At 67.9% G+C, this 15,319-nt stretch carries 16 protein-coding genes; 4 read left to right on the forward strand and 12 right to left on the reverse strand.

Features of this window, described 5'->3' with window-relative positions; translation table 11 throughout:
* Positions 1–5: 5 nt before the first annotated feature.
* Positions 6–923 carry an acyl-CoA thioesterase gene (locus AC3A6B_RS04340; RefSeq protein WP_487835532.1) on the forward strand — a complete coding sequence of 306 codons (918 nt, stop codon included), beginning with the start codon at positions 6–8 and terminating at the stop codon, positions 921–923.
* A 15-nt stretch (positions 924–938) separates the two neighbouring features.
* On the opposite strand, the gene AC3A6B_RS04345 is transcribed toward AC3A6B_RS04340, so the two are convergent.
* A complete protein-coding gene (locus AC3A6B_RS04345; RefSeq protein ID WP_487835533.1) occupies positions 939–1,991 on the reverse strand; it encodes a GlxA family transcriptional regulator in 1,053 nt (350 codons plus the stop codon).
* Between the two features lie 96 nt (positions 1,992–2,087).
* Here AC3A6B_RS04345 and AC3A6B_RS04350 point away from each other — a divergent pair, with 96 nt between their 5' ends.
* Positions 2,088–3,404 (forward strand): tetratricopeptide repeat protein, encoded by a 1,317-nt coding sequence (locus tag AC3A6B_RS04350; RefSeq protein ID WP_487835534.1) that lies wholly within the window; start codon positions 2,088–2,090, stop codon positions 3,402–3,404.
* On the opposite strand, the gene AC3A6B_RS04355 is transcribed toward AC3A6B_RS04350, so the two are convergent.
* The 9 genes from AC3A6B_RS04355 to uvrA form a co-directional block, all read right to left on the reverse strand.
* A complete protein-coding gene (locus AC3A6B_RS04355; protein WP_487835535.1) occupies positions 3,391–4,290 on the reverse strand; it encodes a DMT family transporter in 900 nt (299 codons plus the stop codon). The two genes, AC3A6B_RS04350 and AC3A6B_RS04355, sit on opposite strands and share 14 nt — an antisense overlap.
* 24 nt (positions 4,291–4,314) lie before the next feature.
* On the reverse strand, positions 4,315–4,560 hold the full coding sequence (atpE, locus tag AC3A6B_RS04360) for a F0F1 ATP synthase subunit C (RefSeq protein WP_214688816.1): 246 nt from the start codon (positions 4,558–4,560) through the stop codon (positions 4,315–4,317).
* A 131-nt stretch (positions 4,561–4,691) separates the two neighbouring features.
* Positions 4,692–4,958, reverse strand: coding sequence for a DUF1488 family protein (locus AC3A6B_RS04365; RefSeq protein WP_487835536.1), 267 nt, complete (start codon positions 4,956–4,958; stop codon positions 4,692–4,694).
* Positions 4,933–5,151: a hypothetical protein gene (locus AC3A6B_RS04370; protein ID WP_487835537.1), complete on the reverse strand. Its 219-nt coding sequence runs from the start codon at positions 5,149–5,151 to the stop codon at positions 4,933–4,935. The genes AC3A6B_RS04365 and AC3A6B_RS04370 overlap by 26 nt, the downstream gene beginning before the upstream one ends.
* Before the next feature lie 98 nt (positions 5,152–5,249).
* Positions 5,250–5,939 (reverse strand): Crp/Fnr family transcriptional regulator, encoded by a 690-nt coding sequence (locus tag AC3A6B_RS04375; RefSeq protein WP_487835538.1) that lies wholly within the window; start codon positions 5,937–5,939, stop codon positions 5,250–5,252.
* A gap of 87 nt (positions 5,940–6,026) precedes the next feature.
* Complete coding sequence (locus AC3A6B_RS04380; RefSeq protein ID WP_487835539.1) at positions 6,027–6,746, reverse strand: Crp/Fnr family transcriptional regulator; 720 nt, start codon at positions 6,744–6,746, stop codon at positions 6,027–6,029.
* Between the two features lie 51 nt (positions 6,747–6,797).
* Positions 6,798–6,989: a hypothetical protein gene (locus AC3A6B_RS04385; RefSeq protein ID WP_487835540.1), complete on the reverse strand. Its 192-nt coding sequence runs from the start codon at positions 6,987–6,989 to the stop codon at positions 6,798–6,800.
* A gap of 112 nt (positions 6,990–7,101) precedes the next feature.
* Positions 7,102–7,254, reverse strand: coding sequence for a hypothetical protein (locus AC3A6B_RS04390; protein WP_487835541.1), 153 nt, complete (start codon positions 7,252–7,254; stop codon positions 7,102–7,104).
* Between the two features lie 23 nt (positions 7,255–7,277).
* Complete coding sequence (uvrA, locus tag AC3A6B_RS04395) at positions 7,278–10,295, reverse strand: excinuclease ABC subunit UvrA (RefSeq protein WP_487835542.1); 3,018 nt, start codon at positions 10,293–10,295, stop codon at positions 7,278–7,280.
* A 160-nt stretch (positions 10,296–10,455) separates the two neighbouring features.
* On the opposite strand from uvrA, the gene ssb reads away from it, so the two are divergent.
* Both ssb and AC3A6B_RS04405 read left to right on the forward strand, forming a co-directional pair.
* Entirely contained in the window at positions 10,456–10,971 is a 516-nt protein-coding gene (ssb, locus tag AC3A6B_RS04400; protein ID WP_487835543.1) for a single-stranded DNA-binding protein, read from the forward strand.
* Between the two features lie 687 nt (positions 10,972–11,658).
* Positions 11,659–12,639 carry an LLM class flavin-dependent oxidoreductase gene (locus AC3A6B_RS04405; RefSeq protein ID WP_487835544.1) on the forward strand — a complete coding sequence of 327 codons (981 nt, stop codon included), beginning with the start codon at positions 11,659–11,661 and terminating at the stop codon, positions 12,637–12,639.
* Position 12,640: 1 nt separating this feature from the next.
* Here AC3A6B_RS04405 and AC3A6B_RS04410 read toward each other — a convergent pair whose 3' ends face one another.
* Together AC3A6B_RS04410 and AC3A6B_RS04415 are read right to left on the reverse strand one after the other, a co-directional pair.
* Positions 12,641–14,221, reverse strand: coding sequence for a WS/DGAT/MGAT family O-acyltransferase (locus AC3A6B_RS04410; protein WP_487835545.1), 1,581 nt, complete (start codon positions 14,219–14,221; stop codon positions 12,641–12,643).
* Positions 14,222–14,235: 14 nt separating this feature from the next.
* Complete coding sequence (locus AC3A6B_RS04415; protein ID WP_487835546.1) at positions 14,236–15,249, reverse strand: Bug family tripartite tricarboxylate transporter substrate binding protein; 1,014 nt, start codon at positions 15,247–15,249, stop codon at positions 14,236–14,238.
* Positions 15,250–15,319: the final 70 nt, after the last annotated feature.

The following is a 15,319-nucleotide window of genomic DNA, read 5'->3' on the forward strand; positions in this document are numbered from 1 at the left end:
GCCGGATGACCGATCCCGCCACCGCCGCCCGCCTCGTCAACCAGCTCGTCGACCTGATGCACCTCGAACCCCTGGGCGATGACCGCTTCAGGGCCCAGAGCGAGGACATCGGCACCCCGGCCGTGTTCGGCGGCCAGGTGCTCGGCCAGGCGCTGGTCGCGGCAAGCCGCACGGTGGCCGCCGACCGGCCGGTGCACTCGATGCATGCCTACTTCCTGTTGCCGGGCGAGCATGCACCGATCGAGTACGCGGTCGATCGTGTCCGGGACGGCCGCAGCTTCACCACGCGGCACGTGGTGGCGCGCCAGCGCGAGCGCATCATCTTCGAGATGTCGGCCTCCTTCCAGACGGCGGACCAGGGCATCGAGCACCAGCTCGCGATGCCCGAAGCGGGCGGGCCGGAAGGCTTGCAGAGCGAACTGGAACAGCGCCGCGCGCTCGGCGAGCGGCTGCCCGAGCGCTGGCGCAACAACGCCCTGGCGCCTCATGGCATCGAGTACCGCCGCGTCGATCCCGACGACCTGCTCACGCCCGCGCCGCGCCCACCGCACACAGCGCTCTGGCTGCGCGCGATCGCGCCGCTGCCCGACGACCCGGTCGTGCACCGCGCGCTCCTGGCCTACGCCTCCGACCACGGCCTGTTGCGCGCCGCCATGCTGCCGCACGGCCTGAGCTTCATGAGCGGCAGGGTGCGCCCCGCCAGCCTCGACCATGCGATGTGGTTCCACCGCGATTTCCGCATGGACGACTGGCTGCTCTACGTGCTCGATTCGCCGAGCGCCAGTGGCGCGCGCGGCCTGTGCCGCGGCAGCCTGTTCACGCGCGACGGGCGGCTGGTGGCCTCGACGGCGCAGGAAGGCATGCTGCGCGTGCTGCCCGAGGGAAGCCCGTGGTCGAGCAGCGGCGGCGCGGCGCCTATCTGACGCCGGACCTGGCGTTCAGCGCCCGGTCCCGGCCAGCGCCGCGCGCAGGCCGCCGAAGCGCCGCCGGTACTGTCCCGGGCTCAGGCTCACCGCACGGCGGAACATGCGGCTGAAGAAGGCCGCGTCGTCGTAGCCCACCTCGCCCGCAATCGCCTCTACCGGGTCTTCCGTGGTCTCGAGCAGGTGCTTGGCTTCCTCGATGCGCAGGGTCTGCACGTATTCCATCGGCGTCATGCCGGTCGCGAGCTTGAAGCGGCGCTGGAACGAGCGCTCCGCCAGCCCGCTCTGAGCGGCCATCGCGGCCACCGGCGCGGCTTGCGCATAGTGGTCGCCAATCCAGCTTTGGCAGCGGCCGATGACCGCGTCTTCCGCCTGCCGCGTGCTCGCCACGCGCGCGAAGGGCTGCTGGCCCACGTGGTGCCAGTCGATCAGGTTGAGCTTGGCGACCTGCATCGCGGCCTCGATGCCGACAAAGCGCGCGATCAGGTAGAGCGCCAGGTCCATCCATGAGCTGCCGCCGCCGGCCATCACCAGGCGCTGGCCCTCGCCGGAGGCGATCAGCGCGCAATGCGGCCGCACCCGTGCGAGCGGGTAGCGGCGCTGCAGCACCTCGCAGAAGGCCCAGTGCGTGGTGGCGTCCTCGTCGTCGAGCAGGCCGGCTTCGCCGAGCAACATGGCGCCCGAGCAGGAGGCGGCGAGCAGCGAGCCCGCGGCGTGGCAGCGCTGGATCCACGCGACCTCCCGGGCGAACAGGCCGTCGAGCGGCCCGTAGGGCGAGATCATGAGTTCCGGCACGCAGACCACGGCCGGCGCGGCGAGCTCGTCGAAGCTGCGGTGAGCCTCGATGGGCACGCCGTTGGCGGCACGCACGATGCCCGGCCTGGCGGCGACCAGCACGGGTTCGAGCAGCTCGGCGCCCAGCTGGCCGTCGACCACCATCGGCCAATCGCGGCCTGCGCATTTGAGCAGGTCGAACATGCCGTAGACCACCGAGGCTGCGCTCTCGGCGGTGACGAGGATGGCGATCACGGGACGATCGCCGGAGGAGGAAGCGACTGCGGAGCTCATCGATTGGCGGAATCGTCAGCCTTATTGCGGGAATCGCTGGGGGAGTTTCTGCCCGGCGAACTTACGCTTCTTGCGTCTTTCGTACAAGGAGCCACCATGACCCACCACGATGCGCGCGGCCTGGCGCTTTCCACCGACCAGGCGGCCTCCGTCGCCGCCTACGAGCAGGCGCTCGACCTTTTCAACAGCCTGCGGCTGGATCCGGTCGCGGTGCTGCAGCCGGCGCTGGAGCACGACCCCGACTTCATTTCCGGCCACCTGCTGATGGCCGGCTTCATGCTCAGTGCCATTGACGGCCAGGTGCTGCCGGCCGCGCGCGCGAGCCTGGCTGCCGCCACAGCGAGCCGGCACCGGCCGAACGAGCGCGAACGCTCCTTCCAGGCCGCGCTGCAGGTCTGGGCCGACGGCGACATGGGCCGCGCCAACCGCCTGCTCGATCGCCACCTGATCGACCATCCGCGCGACCTGTTCGCGCTGCAGCTCACGCACATGGCGGACCTGGTGCTGGGCCAGTCGACCATGCTGCGCGATCGCATCGGCCGTGCGCTGGATCAATGGAGCGCCGACGACGCCGGCTACGGCTACGTGTTGGGCATGCATGCCTTCGGCCTCGAGGAGTGCAACGAATACGCGCGCGCCGAGGCGCTGGGCATGGAGGCGCTGGCGCGCAATCCGCAGGACGCGTGGGCCGTGCATGCCGTGGCCCATGTCTACGAGATGCAGGGCCGCGTGGCCGAAGGCATCCGGTGGCTCACGACCGACACCTCGTTCTGGCAGCAGAACAACGCGCTTGCGGTGCACAACCACTGGCATCTGGCGCTGCAGCACCTGCGCAACGACGATCACACCTCCGCGCTGGCGCTCTACGACCGCGCGATCGCGCCGGGGCCAGCCTCGATGGCGCTGGACCTGGTCGATGCGAGTGCGCTGCTGTGGCGGCTTGGGCTGCGCGGTGTCGATGTGGCCGGGCGTTGGCAGGCGCTGGCGCCGCGCTGGCGCGACCAGGCCGCCTGGGGCTGGTCGGTCTTCAACGACGTGCATGCAATGCTGGCGCTGGTCGGCGGCGGCGAGCCCGTGCAGGTGGAGGCGGGGCAGCGCGCGATGGCCGCCGTGCCGCACACGGCGCCCGCGCCGTGGTGGCGCGAGGCGGGCACCGTCTGCGAGGCTGTCATGGCCTTCGGCGAAGGCCGCTACGGCCACTGCGCGCAACTGCTGCTGCCGCTGCTCCCCGTCGCCCACGGCTTCGGCGGCAGCCAGGCGCAGCGCAGCCTGATCTACCTCACCGCGATGGAGGCCGCGCGCCGGGCCGGCGATACCGCGCTGTGGGAGGCATTGCGCAGCGAGGGAGCCGCGCGTCAGGCCGCGGCAGTGCCGGCGCGGGCTCGCCGCGAAGTCGAGCTCAAGGCCGCTTGAGCGCGGGGTCGGCGCGCGCCGGCCACAGCACCGAGGCGATGGCGATCATCATCAGCACGACCGCCGTCCAGTCCTGCCAGTACACGGTCTCGCCCAGCCACAGCGCGCCGCTGAACACGCCGAGCACCGGGATCAGCATGACGCTGAGCGTGGACGCCACCGGCGGCAGCCCGCGGGCGAGGTAGAACCAGGCGGCGTGCGCGAAGCCGAAGATCAGCACCGCGTTGTAGGCGATCGCGGCCCACGTGGCGTCACCGGGCGGCCGCCATTGCGGGCGCTCGAACAGCAGCGACAACAGCGTCATCACGACGGCGGTGAGCGCGGTCATCCAGAACGAGAGCGTGAGCGTGGGCAGCGCGATGCGCGTGTGCCGCAGCAGCTGCGTGCCCAGCGCCCAGGTGGCCGCGGCCATCAAGGCCAGTGCGACGTAGCCCGGGCGCCCCGCGAGATGGGTGAACTCGTGCCAGAGCAAGAGCGCTACGCCCAGCGTGCAGGCGCTCACGCCGAGCCAGCCGCGACGCGTCAGCACCGCGCTGAACAGCAGCGCGCCGATCACGGCCGAGAACACCGGCATCGTGTAGCCCAGGATCGCGGCGCGCCCGCTGGACAGCGCCTTCACCGCCAGGATGATGCAGGCGTGCCAGACGAACATGTTGGTGGCCGCCAACCACAGCAGTTCGGGCCAATCGCGCCGCGGCACGCGGAACGGCACCTTCATCGCGACCAGTGCGAGCCCGAGCACGGGCAGGCCGAGCCAGAGCGAAAGGGTGCGAAAGGCCAACGGCGGGTAGTCGGCCACGCCCAGCTTCATCACCGGCCAGTTGAGGCCCCACGCCAGCGTCAGCGGAACGAGCAGGGCGAACTGGCGCAGCGTGAGGGTTTGCATGGTTGGGCATTGTGGCCCGCGCCCTCAACCCCCGAACGGATTGGCCGTGGCGAACCAGAGGCCGATGCCGGTGGCGATGATGAACGCACCGTCGGTCACGCCGGCGATCAGGAAGAACAGGGTCTGCAGCGTGTCCTTGAGCTCCGGCTGCCGTGCCGTGCCTTCCAGCAGCTTCGACCCGACGATGCCGATGCCGATGCAGGAACCCACGGCTGCGATGCCGATGAGAAGCGCGACGGCGAGGGGGAGGATGTCGAAACCTGAGGTCATGGTGCTCTTTCGCGGCCTTTGAAGTTCGGCCTGGTTGCTGCCGGAACCACCTCGGTTCCGGCTTGCATCCAATGTCTCAGAGCGGGCGCGCGGCGTCGATGACCTCGCAGGTCATGACGGCTGGCCGAGCCTCAGGGGCGCGGAGCGTCCTGGCGCAGATCGAACTCGCGCAGCATCACCGGTTCGGTGGAACCTTGTGCGACGCGGCGCCGCACGGCGTCATCGATGTCCTGCGCGTGAAGCGCATAGGTGTCCAGTGCTTCGTCGTCGGTGGCGGTCGACCGATAGCGGTAGTGCAAGGTTTCCTTGCCGACGCTGGCGCCGACGAACTGTCCCTCGACCTCGACCCAGAAGCGCACGGTGCCGGAAGCCTCATGAAAGAAGGGCGGCTGCGACATCGCGGCTCCTGGAATGCGTTGCGCGGTCATCGATCCAAAGGGTGGCCTTGCGCTCGATCGCGCTGATGGCATCGCCTCCGTGGGCAAATTGCTTGCACGACACGAGGTGGCACATGCAAACGTCGCCGACGAAGAGGTCCGCACTGGCCGCCACGGTGCCCTCCAGGGAAGCATGGGTGAGGCGGCTGCGCACCTCCCATCCGTGGTACGGAAGGCGTCTGGAAGCGAGGTCATGGTCCATGCCCCCTTGTAGGCGATCGGGTGCGTCCCGTCTGTTCGCGACCGCACAATTCAGATCAACTCGGCGTAGGCCCTCTTGTCGGCGGCGTAGCACGCACAGGCCATCGCCTCGAGCCGGGGGCGGTCCAGCACCTTCAGTTCGCCACGGCTGTATCGGATCAAACCGTCACGCTGCAAGGCGCCGGCAGCTTCCGTGATGCCGACGCGGCGCACGCCCAGATGTAGGCCAGGAACTCCTGCGTCACGCGGAAGCTGTCCGAATGGACGCGGTCCTGGGCTCATCAACAGCCAGCGCGCCAGGCGCGGGCCGATCAGGTGAAAGCGAAGGCATGCGGCCGAATCGGCCAGCTGGGACATCAGGACGGGGATGTAGTGGTGGAGACCACGCTGCAGGCCCGGGCTGCGCGCCAGTTCGCGCCGGAAGTCGGACGCGGCGATGCGCCATGCAGCGCCCCGGCCCTGAACCACCGCATGCAGGGGCGTCGTCGCCACGCCCAGGGCCAGTTGCGTCCCCAGCATGCCTTCGCGGCCCACCATGCCGACTTCCAGGCCCGGCTGGCCGTCGATCCGCGCGATCAGCGAAATGAAGCCATCGACAGGGAAGTAGACATGCCGGGTCGGCTCGCCGGGCTCGCACATCACCTCGGCCAGCACCAGCTGGACCGACTCGCAGATGGCGAGCAGACTCTGGCGGTCGCTGCGGGAAAGCAGCTCGATGAGGTGGTTTTCGACGGCGGCCAACGGGCTCCCCGGTGCGTTGAGGCAACACACAGTCTGCGCGCCGCGCCGCGGCACGACTGTCTGCCAGCGCACGGAGCAGCCGCGGGATCAGGTCGCCAACCGCTCCGGAAGCAGCCGGTCGTACTCCTTCTTGACCACGGCGTAGCACTCGCAGGTGCGCTTCTCCAGTCCTTCGCGGTCCAGCACCGTGATGCGGCCGCGCGCATACCGGATCAACCCCGCCTTCTGCAACTTGAGGGCGCCCTCGGTCACGCCTTCGCGGCGCACGCCGAGCATGTTGGCGATCAGCTCCTGCGTCATCACGAGCTCGTTGCCTTGCAGGCGGTCGAGGCTCAGCAGCAGCCAGCGGCACAACTGCTGGTCCAGCGAATGGTGCCGGTTGCACACCGCCGTTTGCGCCATCTGCGTGATCAGCGCCTGGGTGTAGCGCAACAGCAGATGCAGCACGGGACCGGCCCGGTTGAACTCGTCCTTCATCATCTGCGCCTTCAGCCGCCAACCCTGGCCCGCGCTTTGCACCACGGCGCGGCTGGGTGTGGATTCGCCCCCCATGAAGAGGGAGATGCCGACGATCCCCTCGTTGCCGACGACGGCGATCTCGGCCGAGGAGCCGTTCTCCATGACATACAGCAGCGAGACGATGGCGGTGGTCGGAAAGTACACGTGGCTGAGCGTGCTGCCCGACTCGTAGAGCGCCTGGCCGAGCGGCATGTCCACCCACTCGAGTTGCGGACGCCAGCGCTGCCACTCGGCGTCCGGCAGCATGGCGAGCAGATGGTTCTTTCGGGGATCGGGGGGCGTGGCCATTGCGCGCAGTATGTCCGATATCGCACACAGCCGCGCCGGAAGCACTGGTTCTCAGGAGGCTTCGATGACGCGTGGCAGGACGCTGGCCTCGCTGTCGACGTCTCTGCAGAGATCGTGATCGAGCACCGGCAGCGTGCCGTCGACGAGTCGTGCTTCGACGATGCGCACTACACGGCGGTGCACGAGCGTCGGCATGGTGCGGCCGTTCAGGTAGTCATGAACGAGGCATTCGGCGGCAAACATGAAAAGGGCGATGGGATGGCTCCAGGCACCGGGGGGCGCATGCCAGCGTATTCCGAACGGGCCGCTTTTTCAGTGCGATAGCGCACGGAGGGGCGCTCGCCCGGCGCGTTCGTCAGGGAAAGAAGTGGCGAACGCCTGCCAGCACGAGAAGCACCAGCAGCATGAGCACGCCGAAGACGATCCAGGCGGCTGCAAATGCCGATGCCTCCGTCTGCAGCTCGTCCGGCGCCTCGGGGCCTGGATCAGGAGGAGTGATTTCGGTCATCGCCGACTGTACCCTGCCAGCGCCTAGAGCAGTCGTTTGAGGTAGCGCCCTGTATGGCTCGCCTCGTTCGCGGCAATCGCTTCCGGCGTGCCCACGCCCACCACCGTGCCGCCGCCCGCGCCGCCCTCGGGCCCCATGTCGATCAGCCAGTCGGCGGTCTTGATGACATCGAGGTTGTGCTCGATCACGACGATGGTGTTGCCCGCGTCGCGCAGCTGGTGCAGCACCTTGAGCAGCAGCTCGATGTCGGCGAAGTGCAGCCCGGTGGTCGGCTCGTCGAGGATGTAGAGCGTGCGGCCGGTATCGCGCTTGCTGAGCTCGAGCGCGAGCTTCACGCGCTGCGCCTCGCCGCCCGACAAGGTGGTCGCGGCCTGCCCCAGCTTGATGTAGCTCAAGCCGACGTCGAGCAGCGTGCGCAGCTTGCGTTCGATGGTCGGCACGGCTTTCAGGAACTCATGCGCGGCCTCGACCGTCATGTCGAGGATCTGCGCGATGTTGCGGCCTTTGTACTGCACCTCCAGCGTCTCGCGGTTGTAGCGCTGGCCATGGCAGACCTCGCAGGGCACGTAGACGTCGGGCAGGAAGTGCATCTCGACCTTGACCACGCCGTCGCCCTGGCAGGCCTCGCAGCGGCCACCCGCGACGTTGAAGCTGAAGCGCCCGGGCCCGTAGCCACGCTCGCGTGCGGTGTTGGTCTCGGCCATCAGCTCGCGGATCGGCGTGAAGAGGCCGGTGTAGGTGGCGGGATTGCTGCGCGGCGTGCGGCCGATGGGCGACTGGTCGACGTTGATGACCTTGTCGAAGTACTCGATGCCCTCGACCGCCTCGTGCGCGGCCGGCTCTTCGTGGGCGCGGTAGAGGGTGCGCGCCACGGCGCTGTAGAGCGTGTCGTTGACCAGCGTCGACTTGCCCGAGCCGGAGACGCCGGTCACGCAGGTCAGGAGGCCGACCGGGAAGGCGGCGTTCACGTCCCGGAGGTTGTTGCCGGTGGCGCCGATTACGCGGATTTCCTGCAGGTCGGTCTGCGTTGCGAGGTGCGCCGCCTCGCGCGCCGCGCGCCGTTCGGCCGCCGGGCTCTGCGGAAAGCGCGAGGCCTTCTTGCCCTCGTTGAAGGCCGGCTTGGCGACCGCCGGCAGCCAGGGGGTGCGGCGCTTCGGCACCGCGATCTTCTTCGCGCCCGACAGGTACTGGCCGGTCAGCGAATCGGGACTCGCCGCGACCTGGGCATAGCTGCCCTGCGCCATCACGCGGCCGCCGTGCACGCCGGCGCCGGGGCCCATGTCGATCACGTGGTCGGCGGCCTGGATCATGTCCTCGTCGTGTTCGACCACGATCACGCTGTTGCCGATGTCGCGCAGATGCCTGAGCGTGCCGATCAGCCGGTCGTTGTCGCGCTGGTGCAGGCCGATGCTGGGCTCGTCGAGCACGTACATCACGCCGGTGAGGCCGGAGCCGATCTGCGAGGCCAGGCGGATGCGCTGCGCCTCGCCGCCCGAGAGCGTCTCGGCGCTGCGGTCCAGGCTCAGGTAGTTGAGGCCCACGTCATTGAGGAACTTGAGCCTGAGGCCGATCTCGCGCACCACCTTGTCGGCGATCTCGGCCTTGGCGCCGCGCAGGTGCAGGCCCTGGAAGTAGGCGAGGCTGTCGCGCAGCGTGGCACGGCTGATCTCGAAGATCGCCATGCGCCGCGGCTCGGGGCCGGAGTCGTCCTGCAGGAACACGCTGCGCGCCTCGCGCCGAAGCCGCGTGCCGCCGCAATCGGGGCAGGGCTGCATGTTGCGAAAGCGCGCGAGGTCTTCGCGCACCATCGCCGAATCGGTCTCGCGGTAGCGCCGCGCCATGTTCGGGATCACGCCTTCGAAGGGGTGCTTGCGCGTCAGCTTCCTGCCGGCCTGCTGGCCGCTTTCCATCGTGTAGGAGAACTTGATCTCTTCCTCGGCCGAGCCGTGCAGCACGGCCTGCTGCACCGAGGCGGGCAGGTCTTCGAAGGGCGTGTCGACGTTGACCTTGTAGTGCTTGGCCACGCTCTCCAGCATGCTGAAGTAGTAGCCGTTGCGCCGGTCCCAGCCCTTGATGGCGCCGCTCGCCAGGCTCAGGGAGGGAAAGGCGACCACGCGCGCCGGATCGAAGACTTCGCTGTGGCCGAGGCCGTCGCAGCTCGGGCAGGCGCCCACGGGCGAGTTGAAGGAGAACAGGCGCGGTTCGAGTTCGGCCAGCGAGTAGTGGCAGATCGGGCAGGCGAACTTGGCATTGAAGAGATGCTCCTTCGCGCTGCCGTCCTCGTGCATCTCCAGTGCGATCGCGCGGCCCTCGGCCAGGCGCAGCGCGTTCTCGAAGCTCTCGGCCAGACGCTGCTGCATGTCGGGCCGCGCCCGCAGCCGGTCAATGACGACATCGATGTCGTGCTTCTCGGTCTTCTTGAGCTTGGGCAGGTCGTTGTACTCGAAGGTCTCGCCGTTGACGCGGAAGCGCACGTAGCCCTGGGCCTGCATCTCGGCGAAGAGCTCGAGGAACTCGCCTTTCTTCTCGCGCGCCACCGGTGCCAGGATCATCAGCCGCGGCTCGTCCGGAATGGCCAGCACCGCATCGACCATTTGCGAGACGGTCTGCGACTGCAGCGGCAGGTCGTGGTCTGGGCAGTAGGGCGTGCCGGCGCGCGCATAGAGCAGCCGCAGGTAGTCGTGGATCTCGGTCACCGTGCCCACGGTGGAGCGCGGGTTGTGGCTGGTCGCCTTCTGCTCGATGCTGATGGCTGGCGACAGGCCCTCGATCACGTCGACATCGGGCTTGTCCATCAGCTGCAGGAACTGCCGCGCATAGGCCGACAGGCTCTCGACGTAGCGGCGCTGGCCCTCGGCGTAGAGCGTGTCGAAGGCCAGGCTCGACTTGCCCGAGCCCGACAGGCCGGTGATCACCACCAGCTTGTTGCGCGGGATGTCGAGGTCGACGTTCTTGAGGTTGTGCGTGCGTGCGCCGCGGATGCTGATGCGCTGCTGCGCGAGCACGGCGCCGAGGTAGGCATCGTCGTTGGGGGAATTCACGGGGCGGTCGATCTTGGGCAACCGGGCATGATAAGTCCCCGGCGATTCCGCGGCATCTGGCGGGATTCGGCCGACTTCTCCGGCGCTTCGGCCGGCGCGACCGGCTGCGGCACAATCTCCGCTTTCCTCCTCTTCCATCCATTCATCAGGGGCAGTGCATATGGCATCGGTCAACAAAGTCATCCTCGTCGGCAATCTCGGACGCGATCCGGAAACGCGCACCTTTCCCAGCGGGGACCAGATCTGCAACGTGACCCTCGCCACCACCGACAAGTGGAAGGACAAGCAAAGCGGCGAGATGCGCGAAGCTACCGAGTGGCACCGTCTCGTGTTCAACGGCCGCCTGGCCGAGATTGCGGCCCAGTACCTGCGCAAGGGCTCGCAGATCTACGTCGAGGGCCAGATCCGTACGCGCAAGTACACGGACAAGGACGGCGCCGAAAAGTACGCCACCGACATCCGTGTCGACCAGATGCAGATGCTCGGCAGTCGCCAGGGCCAGGGCGGTCCTTTGGGCGGCGGCGACGACGACGGCGGCTACTCGCAGGGGGCGCAAGGCGGCGGTTATTCGCGTCCTCCCGCTGCAGCACCGCGCGCCGCGGCGCCGGCACCGCGGCAGGCGCCGGCCAAATCCTCGTCGGGCTTCGACGATATGGACGACGATATTCCATTCTGACGAAATCTCTCGGAGATCTCATAAAAAGGCGCAGGGCTTGACGGCTCTGCGCCTTTTTGTTGCTCCTCAATAGGCGCGCGACGCCAGGCAGGAGCGGCGAAAGTCAGCGGTATATCGATTGACTGCGCACTGATTGCGGTCAGCAAGTAGTGTCCAGAACACGCGCGCAAATCTACTTTTTCTGACGGACAGCTTAGACAGACCACATCGCTCGGTTAGTCCGTTCAGCCGGCAATTTCCGTAGAACGGCTCGTCCTCGCCTGTCGCGCCTCGGTCGCCCTCTCACACAGGGTATCCGGCAGGTGAACGCACAAGAAGCGAGAAGTAAGTCGCAAGAACTACTTCCCGGCCCGGGGCAATTCTGTCGCGCCAACCCCCAGCACCATCCGCACCGTCCGCACCCGCTGACAAGCGTGCAAAGCATTGCGTCGCCTGTCGATCTATTCCTTTCGGAATTTCTGTCCTTTTTGCAGTCCTGCGGTTTGTCTATTCATGCGTGAGGGAGTTTGGGTCTTGAGAAAAGCCCGCCTGTCATGATGAAGCGCAACGCAATTGAGGTTTTCTGCCGCAGCACCCTTTGGTTTCTTTGGATAGCAGAGCGGCAGCGAGGCTGCAATGGCCCTTCGCATTCGCCGGCCTGCACTTCGGTCCAAGATACCGGCCCTGCTCTGCTGCTCCGGCCGATCCATGACCCCACTCTCCATCCTCGACCTGTCTCCCATCACCGAAGGTAGCACCGCCGCGCAGTCCTTCCGCAATTCGCTGTCCCTGGCGCAGCATGGCGAGAAGCTCGGCTACCGGCGCTACTGGCTGGCCGAGCACCACGGCATGCCGGGCATCGCGAGCGCCGCGACGGCCGTGCTGCTGGCCTACATCGGCGCCGGCACCTCGACCATCCGCATCGGGGCCGGCGGCGTGATGCTGCCCAACCACTCCCCGCTGGTGATCGCCGAGCAGTTCGGCACGCTGGAGTCGCTGTACCCGGGCCGTATCGATCTCGGCCTCGGCCGCGCGCCGGGCTCGGACCAGCGCACCGCGCAGGCGCTGCGGCGCGATCTGCAGTCCGACGCCGACCAATTCCCGCAGGACGTGGTCGAGCTGATGGATTTCATGTCGAAGGAGCCGAAGCAGCCGGTGCGCGCGGTGCCCGGCATCGGACTCGAAGTGCCGGTCTGGATTCTCGGATCGAGCACCTTCGGCGCGCAGCTCGCGGCGCACCTCGGGCTGCCCTATGCCTTCGCTTCGCATTTCGCGCCGCAGCAGCTGATGCAGGCGATCCGGATCTACCGCGAGACCTTCAAGCCCTCGAAGCAGTTGGACAAGCCTTACGTGATGCTCGGCTTCAACGTGTTCGCGGCCGAGACCGACGAGGAGGCGGTGTTCCGTTCGAGTTCGTGGCAGCAGGCCTTCGTGAACCTGCGCAGCGGGCGGCCGGGGCGTTTGCCGCCGCCGGTCGAGAACTACCGCCAGCGCGTCGGGCCGGCGGAGAACGCATTGCTCGATTCGGTGCTGTCGTGTTCGGCCGTCGGATCGCGCGAGACGGTGCGCGCCGGCTTGCAGTCGTTCATCGAGCGCACCGGCGCGGACGAACTGATGATCACCTCGCAGGTGTTCGATCACGAGGCGCGCTTGCGCTCCTACGAGATCCTGGCAGAGCTCGCTGCCTGAGTCAGTTCAAGACACCAGCACGCTTCGCGGCAGCGGTTGTCTTGCGCGGTACTCTGGTCGCGGCAGTGCGCACCGCCTTCGCAACGACCTTCTTCTTGGGTGCTGCCCGCTTCTTGGCTGCCGGCGCCTCCACCGGCGCAGCGACGGCTGCAACAGGCACAGCCGCTGCCTGCCCCACGATCAGCCCGAACAGCTTCTTGTGCTCCGCGACCACATAGTCGCCCAGGTCGGCGATGTCCGGCACTGCGCGCCGGCAAGCCGTGAGCCCGAACTCGAGCGAGCCGTTGTAGCTCTGTACCGTCATGTTGAGCGCCAGGCCGTGCCCCGGGATCGACACCGGGAAATAGGTCGCCAGCTTGGCGCCCGCGAAGTAGAGCGGGAACGACGGGCCGGGCACGTTGGAGATCGCCACGTTGGCCATCGGCGGCAGCTTGTCGGCGAGTCCGGAGCGGCCGTAGAGCGAGGCCAGGCCCGACATCAGCGAAGGCACGCCCAGCGACGGGAAGTCGGTCGGGATCGCAGCCTTCACGTTGCCCGTGAGCTTCTTGCCCTCGCTCGAGGATTCATGGATGGCCGCGAGCCGCTCGAGCGGATCGGTGATGTCGGTGGCCAGGCTCACCAGCATCACCGACACCTGGTTGTTGAGGTCGGTGTTGCCCTCGCTGCGCAGCGAGACCGGCACACCGGCCATGAGCGGCTTGGCCGGCTTGCAGCCGTAGTCGGCCAGGTAACGCTTGAGCGCGCCGGCGCAGATCGCCAGCACGATGTCGTTGAGGCTGGTGCCTGTGGCCTTGGCCATCTGCTTGACCTCGGCCAGCGGCACCGAGCGCCCGGCGAAGGAACGCTGGTTGGTGATCGAGACATTGAGCGGCGTCTTGGGCGCGGTCTTCAAGCCCTTGGGCAGCTCGAAGCTGCGCTTGCCGGTGGCCTCCGATACCGGCAGCAGCACGCTCGTGATCGCCTTGGCCGTGGCCGGGATCGACTGGATCAGCTTCACGTACTGCTGTACCGTGTTGCTGAGCGCGGCGCTCGCGAGCTCGGCCATGCCGAGCTGCGATGAGTCGGGGCGGCGGCTGGCGCGCGGCGCCTTCACCGGTGACGGCGTGGCCGAGATGTCGAACAACGCCTTCGCCACCGCGACGCCGGCCTGGCCGTCGATCGCCGCGTGGTGCATCTTGCTGTAGAGCGCGACCTGGCCGGTCTGCAGCCCTTCGATGATGTAGATCTCCCAAAGCGGCCGGCTGCGGTCCAGCAGCGTGGAGTGGAGCCGGCCGACCAGGCGCTCCAGCTGTGCCATGGTCCCGGGCCTCGGCATGATCACGTGACGGATGTGGTGGTCGAGATCCAGGTCGTCGTCGTCCACCCACACCGGGTTCGCCAGGTCGAAGGGCATCATCGCGAGCTTGCGCACGAACACCGATGCCAGGTGCAGCCGGCCGCTCAGGTACTTCTTGGCGTCCTCGGCGAAGTCGCCCTCGTAGCCGGGCGGCAGGTCGATGAGCTGCAGGCTGCCCACGTGCATCGGCGACTCGGGAGTTTCGAGGTGCAGGAACGAGGCGTCCATGCCGCTGAGGTGATCCATCTTTCTCTCCTTGATCAATCCGGCTTGATGCCGGCCTTGGTGACGATTTCTTTCCAGGTCTTTTGCTGGGCCGTGATGAAGGCGCTGAATTGCTCCGGCGTATCGCCCACGCCGAGCGCCGAATCGTGTGCGAAGCGCTCGGTCACCGGGCCGGTCTTCAGCGCCTTGAGGCTTTCTTCCTGCAACCGCTTCACGATCGGTGCCGGCGTCGAGGCCGGTGCGAGCAGGCCATACCACTGCGAGGTCTCGAAGCCCTTGTAGCCGCTCTCGGCGATGGTGGGCACATTGGGCAGGGCGGCGATGCGCTGCGCCGAGCCCACGGCCAGCGCGCGCAGCTTTCCCGACTTGATGAAGGCCGAGACGCTGGGCAGGCCGTTCATCGCCACCTGGGTGCGCCCGGCCAGCAGGTCGGTCATCTGCGGGCCGCTGCCGCGGTAGGGGATGTGCGTCATGAAGAAGCCGGCCGTGAGCTTCAGGTACTCCATGCTCAGATGGCCGGCGCTGCCGTTGCCTGCCGACGAATAGTTGAGCTTGGCCGGGTTGGCCTTGGCGTAGGCGATGAACTCCCTGAAGCTCTTCACCGGCACGTCCGGGTGCACCACCAGCACGTTCGGCACCTTGGCCAGCAAGGTCACCGGCACGAAATCTCGGTTCACGTCGTAGGGCTGGTTGGGCAGCATGTACGGGTTGACGGCCAGCGTGCCCACGTGGCCGAGGATCAGGCTGTAGCCGTCGCCCGGCGCCTTGGCGATCTCCTGCATGGCGATGGTGCCGGCGCCGCCGGGCTTGTTCTCGACATAGACGCTCTGGCCGAGCTGCTTGGTGAGTTCGGCCGCGACCGATCGCGCCACCACTTCGCTCGAGCCGCCGGGCGCGAAGGGCACCACGAGCCGGATGCTCTTCTGCGGCCAGGCGCCCTGGGCCTGCACGGTGTGGACGCCACCCGCGGCAAACAGCGCGAGCGATTGGCAGACCAGCCGGCGCGAGACCGGGGCCGGCCGTGCGGGGCCGAGGGGAAGGCTGTGCATGCGTGTCTCCAGTTGAGGGCAGCAGCCCATTGTGGGAGTCTGCCGCCTCGCTGCGGGCATGGGCCGCTCG

It is taken from the genome of Variovorax sp. Soil_C_33 (assembly GCF_057656935.1).

Excerpts from the sequence above, each read along its gene's own strand:
- AC3A6B_RS04405 (WP_487835544.1), top strand. The coding sequence starts at position 11,659 with ATGACCCCACTCTCCATCCTCGACCTGTCTCCCATCACCGAAGGTAGC.
- AC3A6B_RS04380 (WP_487835539.1), bottom strand. The coding sequence starts at position 6,746 with ATGGCCACGCCCCCCGATCCCCGAAAGAACCATCTGCTCGCCATGCTG.
- AC3A6B_RS04415 (WP_487835546.1), bottom strand. The coding sequence starts at position 15,249 with ATGCACAGCCTTCCCCTCGGCCCCGCACGGCCGGCCCCGGTCTCGCGC.
- AC3A6B_RS04410 (WP_487835545.1), bottom strand. The coding sequence starts at position 14,221 with ATGGATCACCTCAGCGGCATGGACGCCTCGTTCCTGCACCTCGAAACT.
- AC3A6B_RS04385 (WP_487835540.1), bottom strand. The coding sequence starts at position 6,989 with ATGTTTGCCGCCGAATGCCTCGTTCATGACTACCTGAACGGCCGCACC.
- AC3A6B_RS04345 (WP_487835533.1), bottom strand. The coding sequence starts at position 1,991 with ATGAGCTCCGCAGTCGCTTCCTCCTCCGGCGATCGTCCCGTGATCGCC.
- AC3A6B_RS04365 (WP_487835536.1), bottom strand. The coding sequence starts at position 4,958 with ATGTCGCAGCCGCCCTTCTTTCATGAGGCTTCCGGCACCGTGCGCTTC.
- ssb (WP_487835543.1), top strand. The coding sequence starts at position 10,456 with ATGGCATCGGTCAACAAAGTCATCCTCGTCGGCAATCTCGGACGCGAT.
- AC3A6B_RS04355 (WP_487835535.1), bottom strand. The coding sequence starts at position 4,290 with ATGCAAACCCTCACGCTGCGCCAGTTCGCCCTGCTCGTTCCGCTGACG.
- AC3A6B_RS04340 (WP_487835532.1), top strand. The coding sequence starts at position 6 with ATGACCGATCCCGCCACCGCCGCCCGCCTCGTCAACCAGCTCGTCGAC.
- atpE (WP_214688816.1), bottom strand. The coding sequence starts at position 4,560 with ATGACCTCAGGTTTCGACATCCTCCCCCTCGCCGTCGCGCTTCTCATC.
- AC3A6B_RS04350 (WP_487835534.1), top strand. The coding sequence starts at position 2,088 with ATGACCCACCACGATGCGCGCGGCCTGGCGCTTTCCACCGACCAGGCG.
- AC3A6B_RS04390 (WP_487835541.1), bottom strand. The coding sequence starts at position 7,254 with ATGACCGAAATCACTCCTCCTGATCCAGGCCCCGAGGCGCCGGACGAG.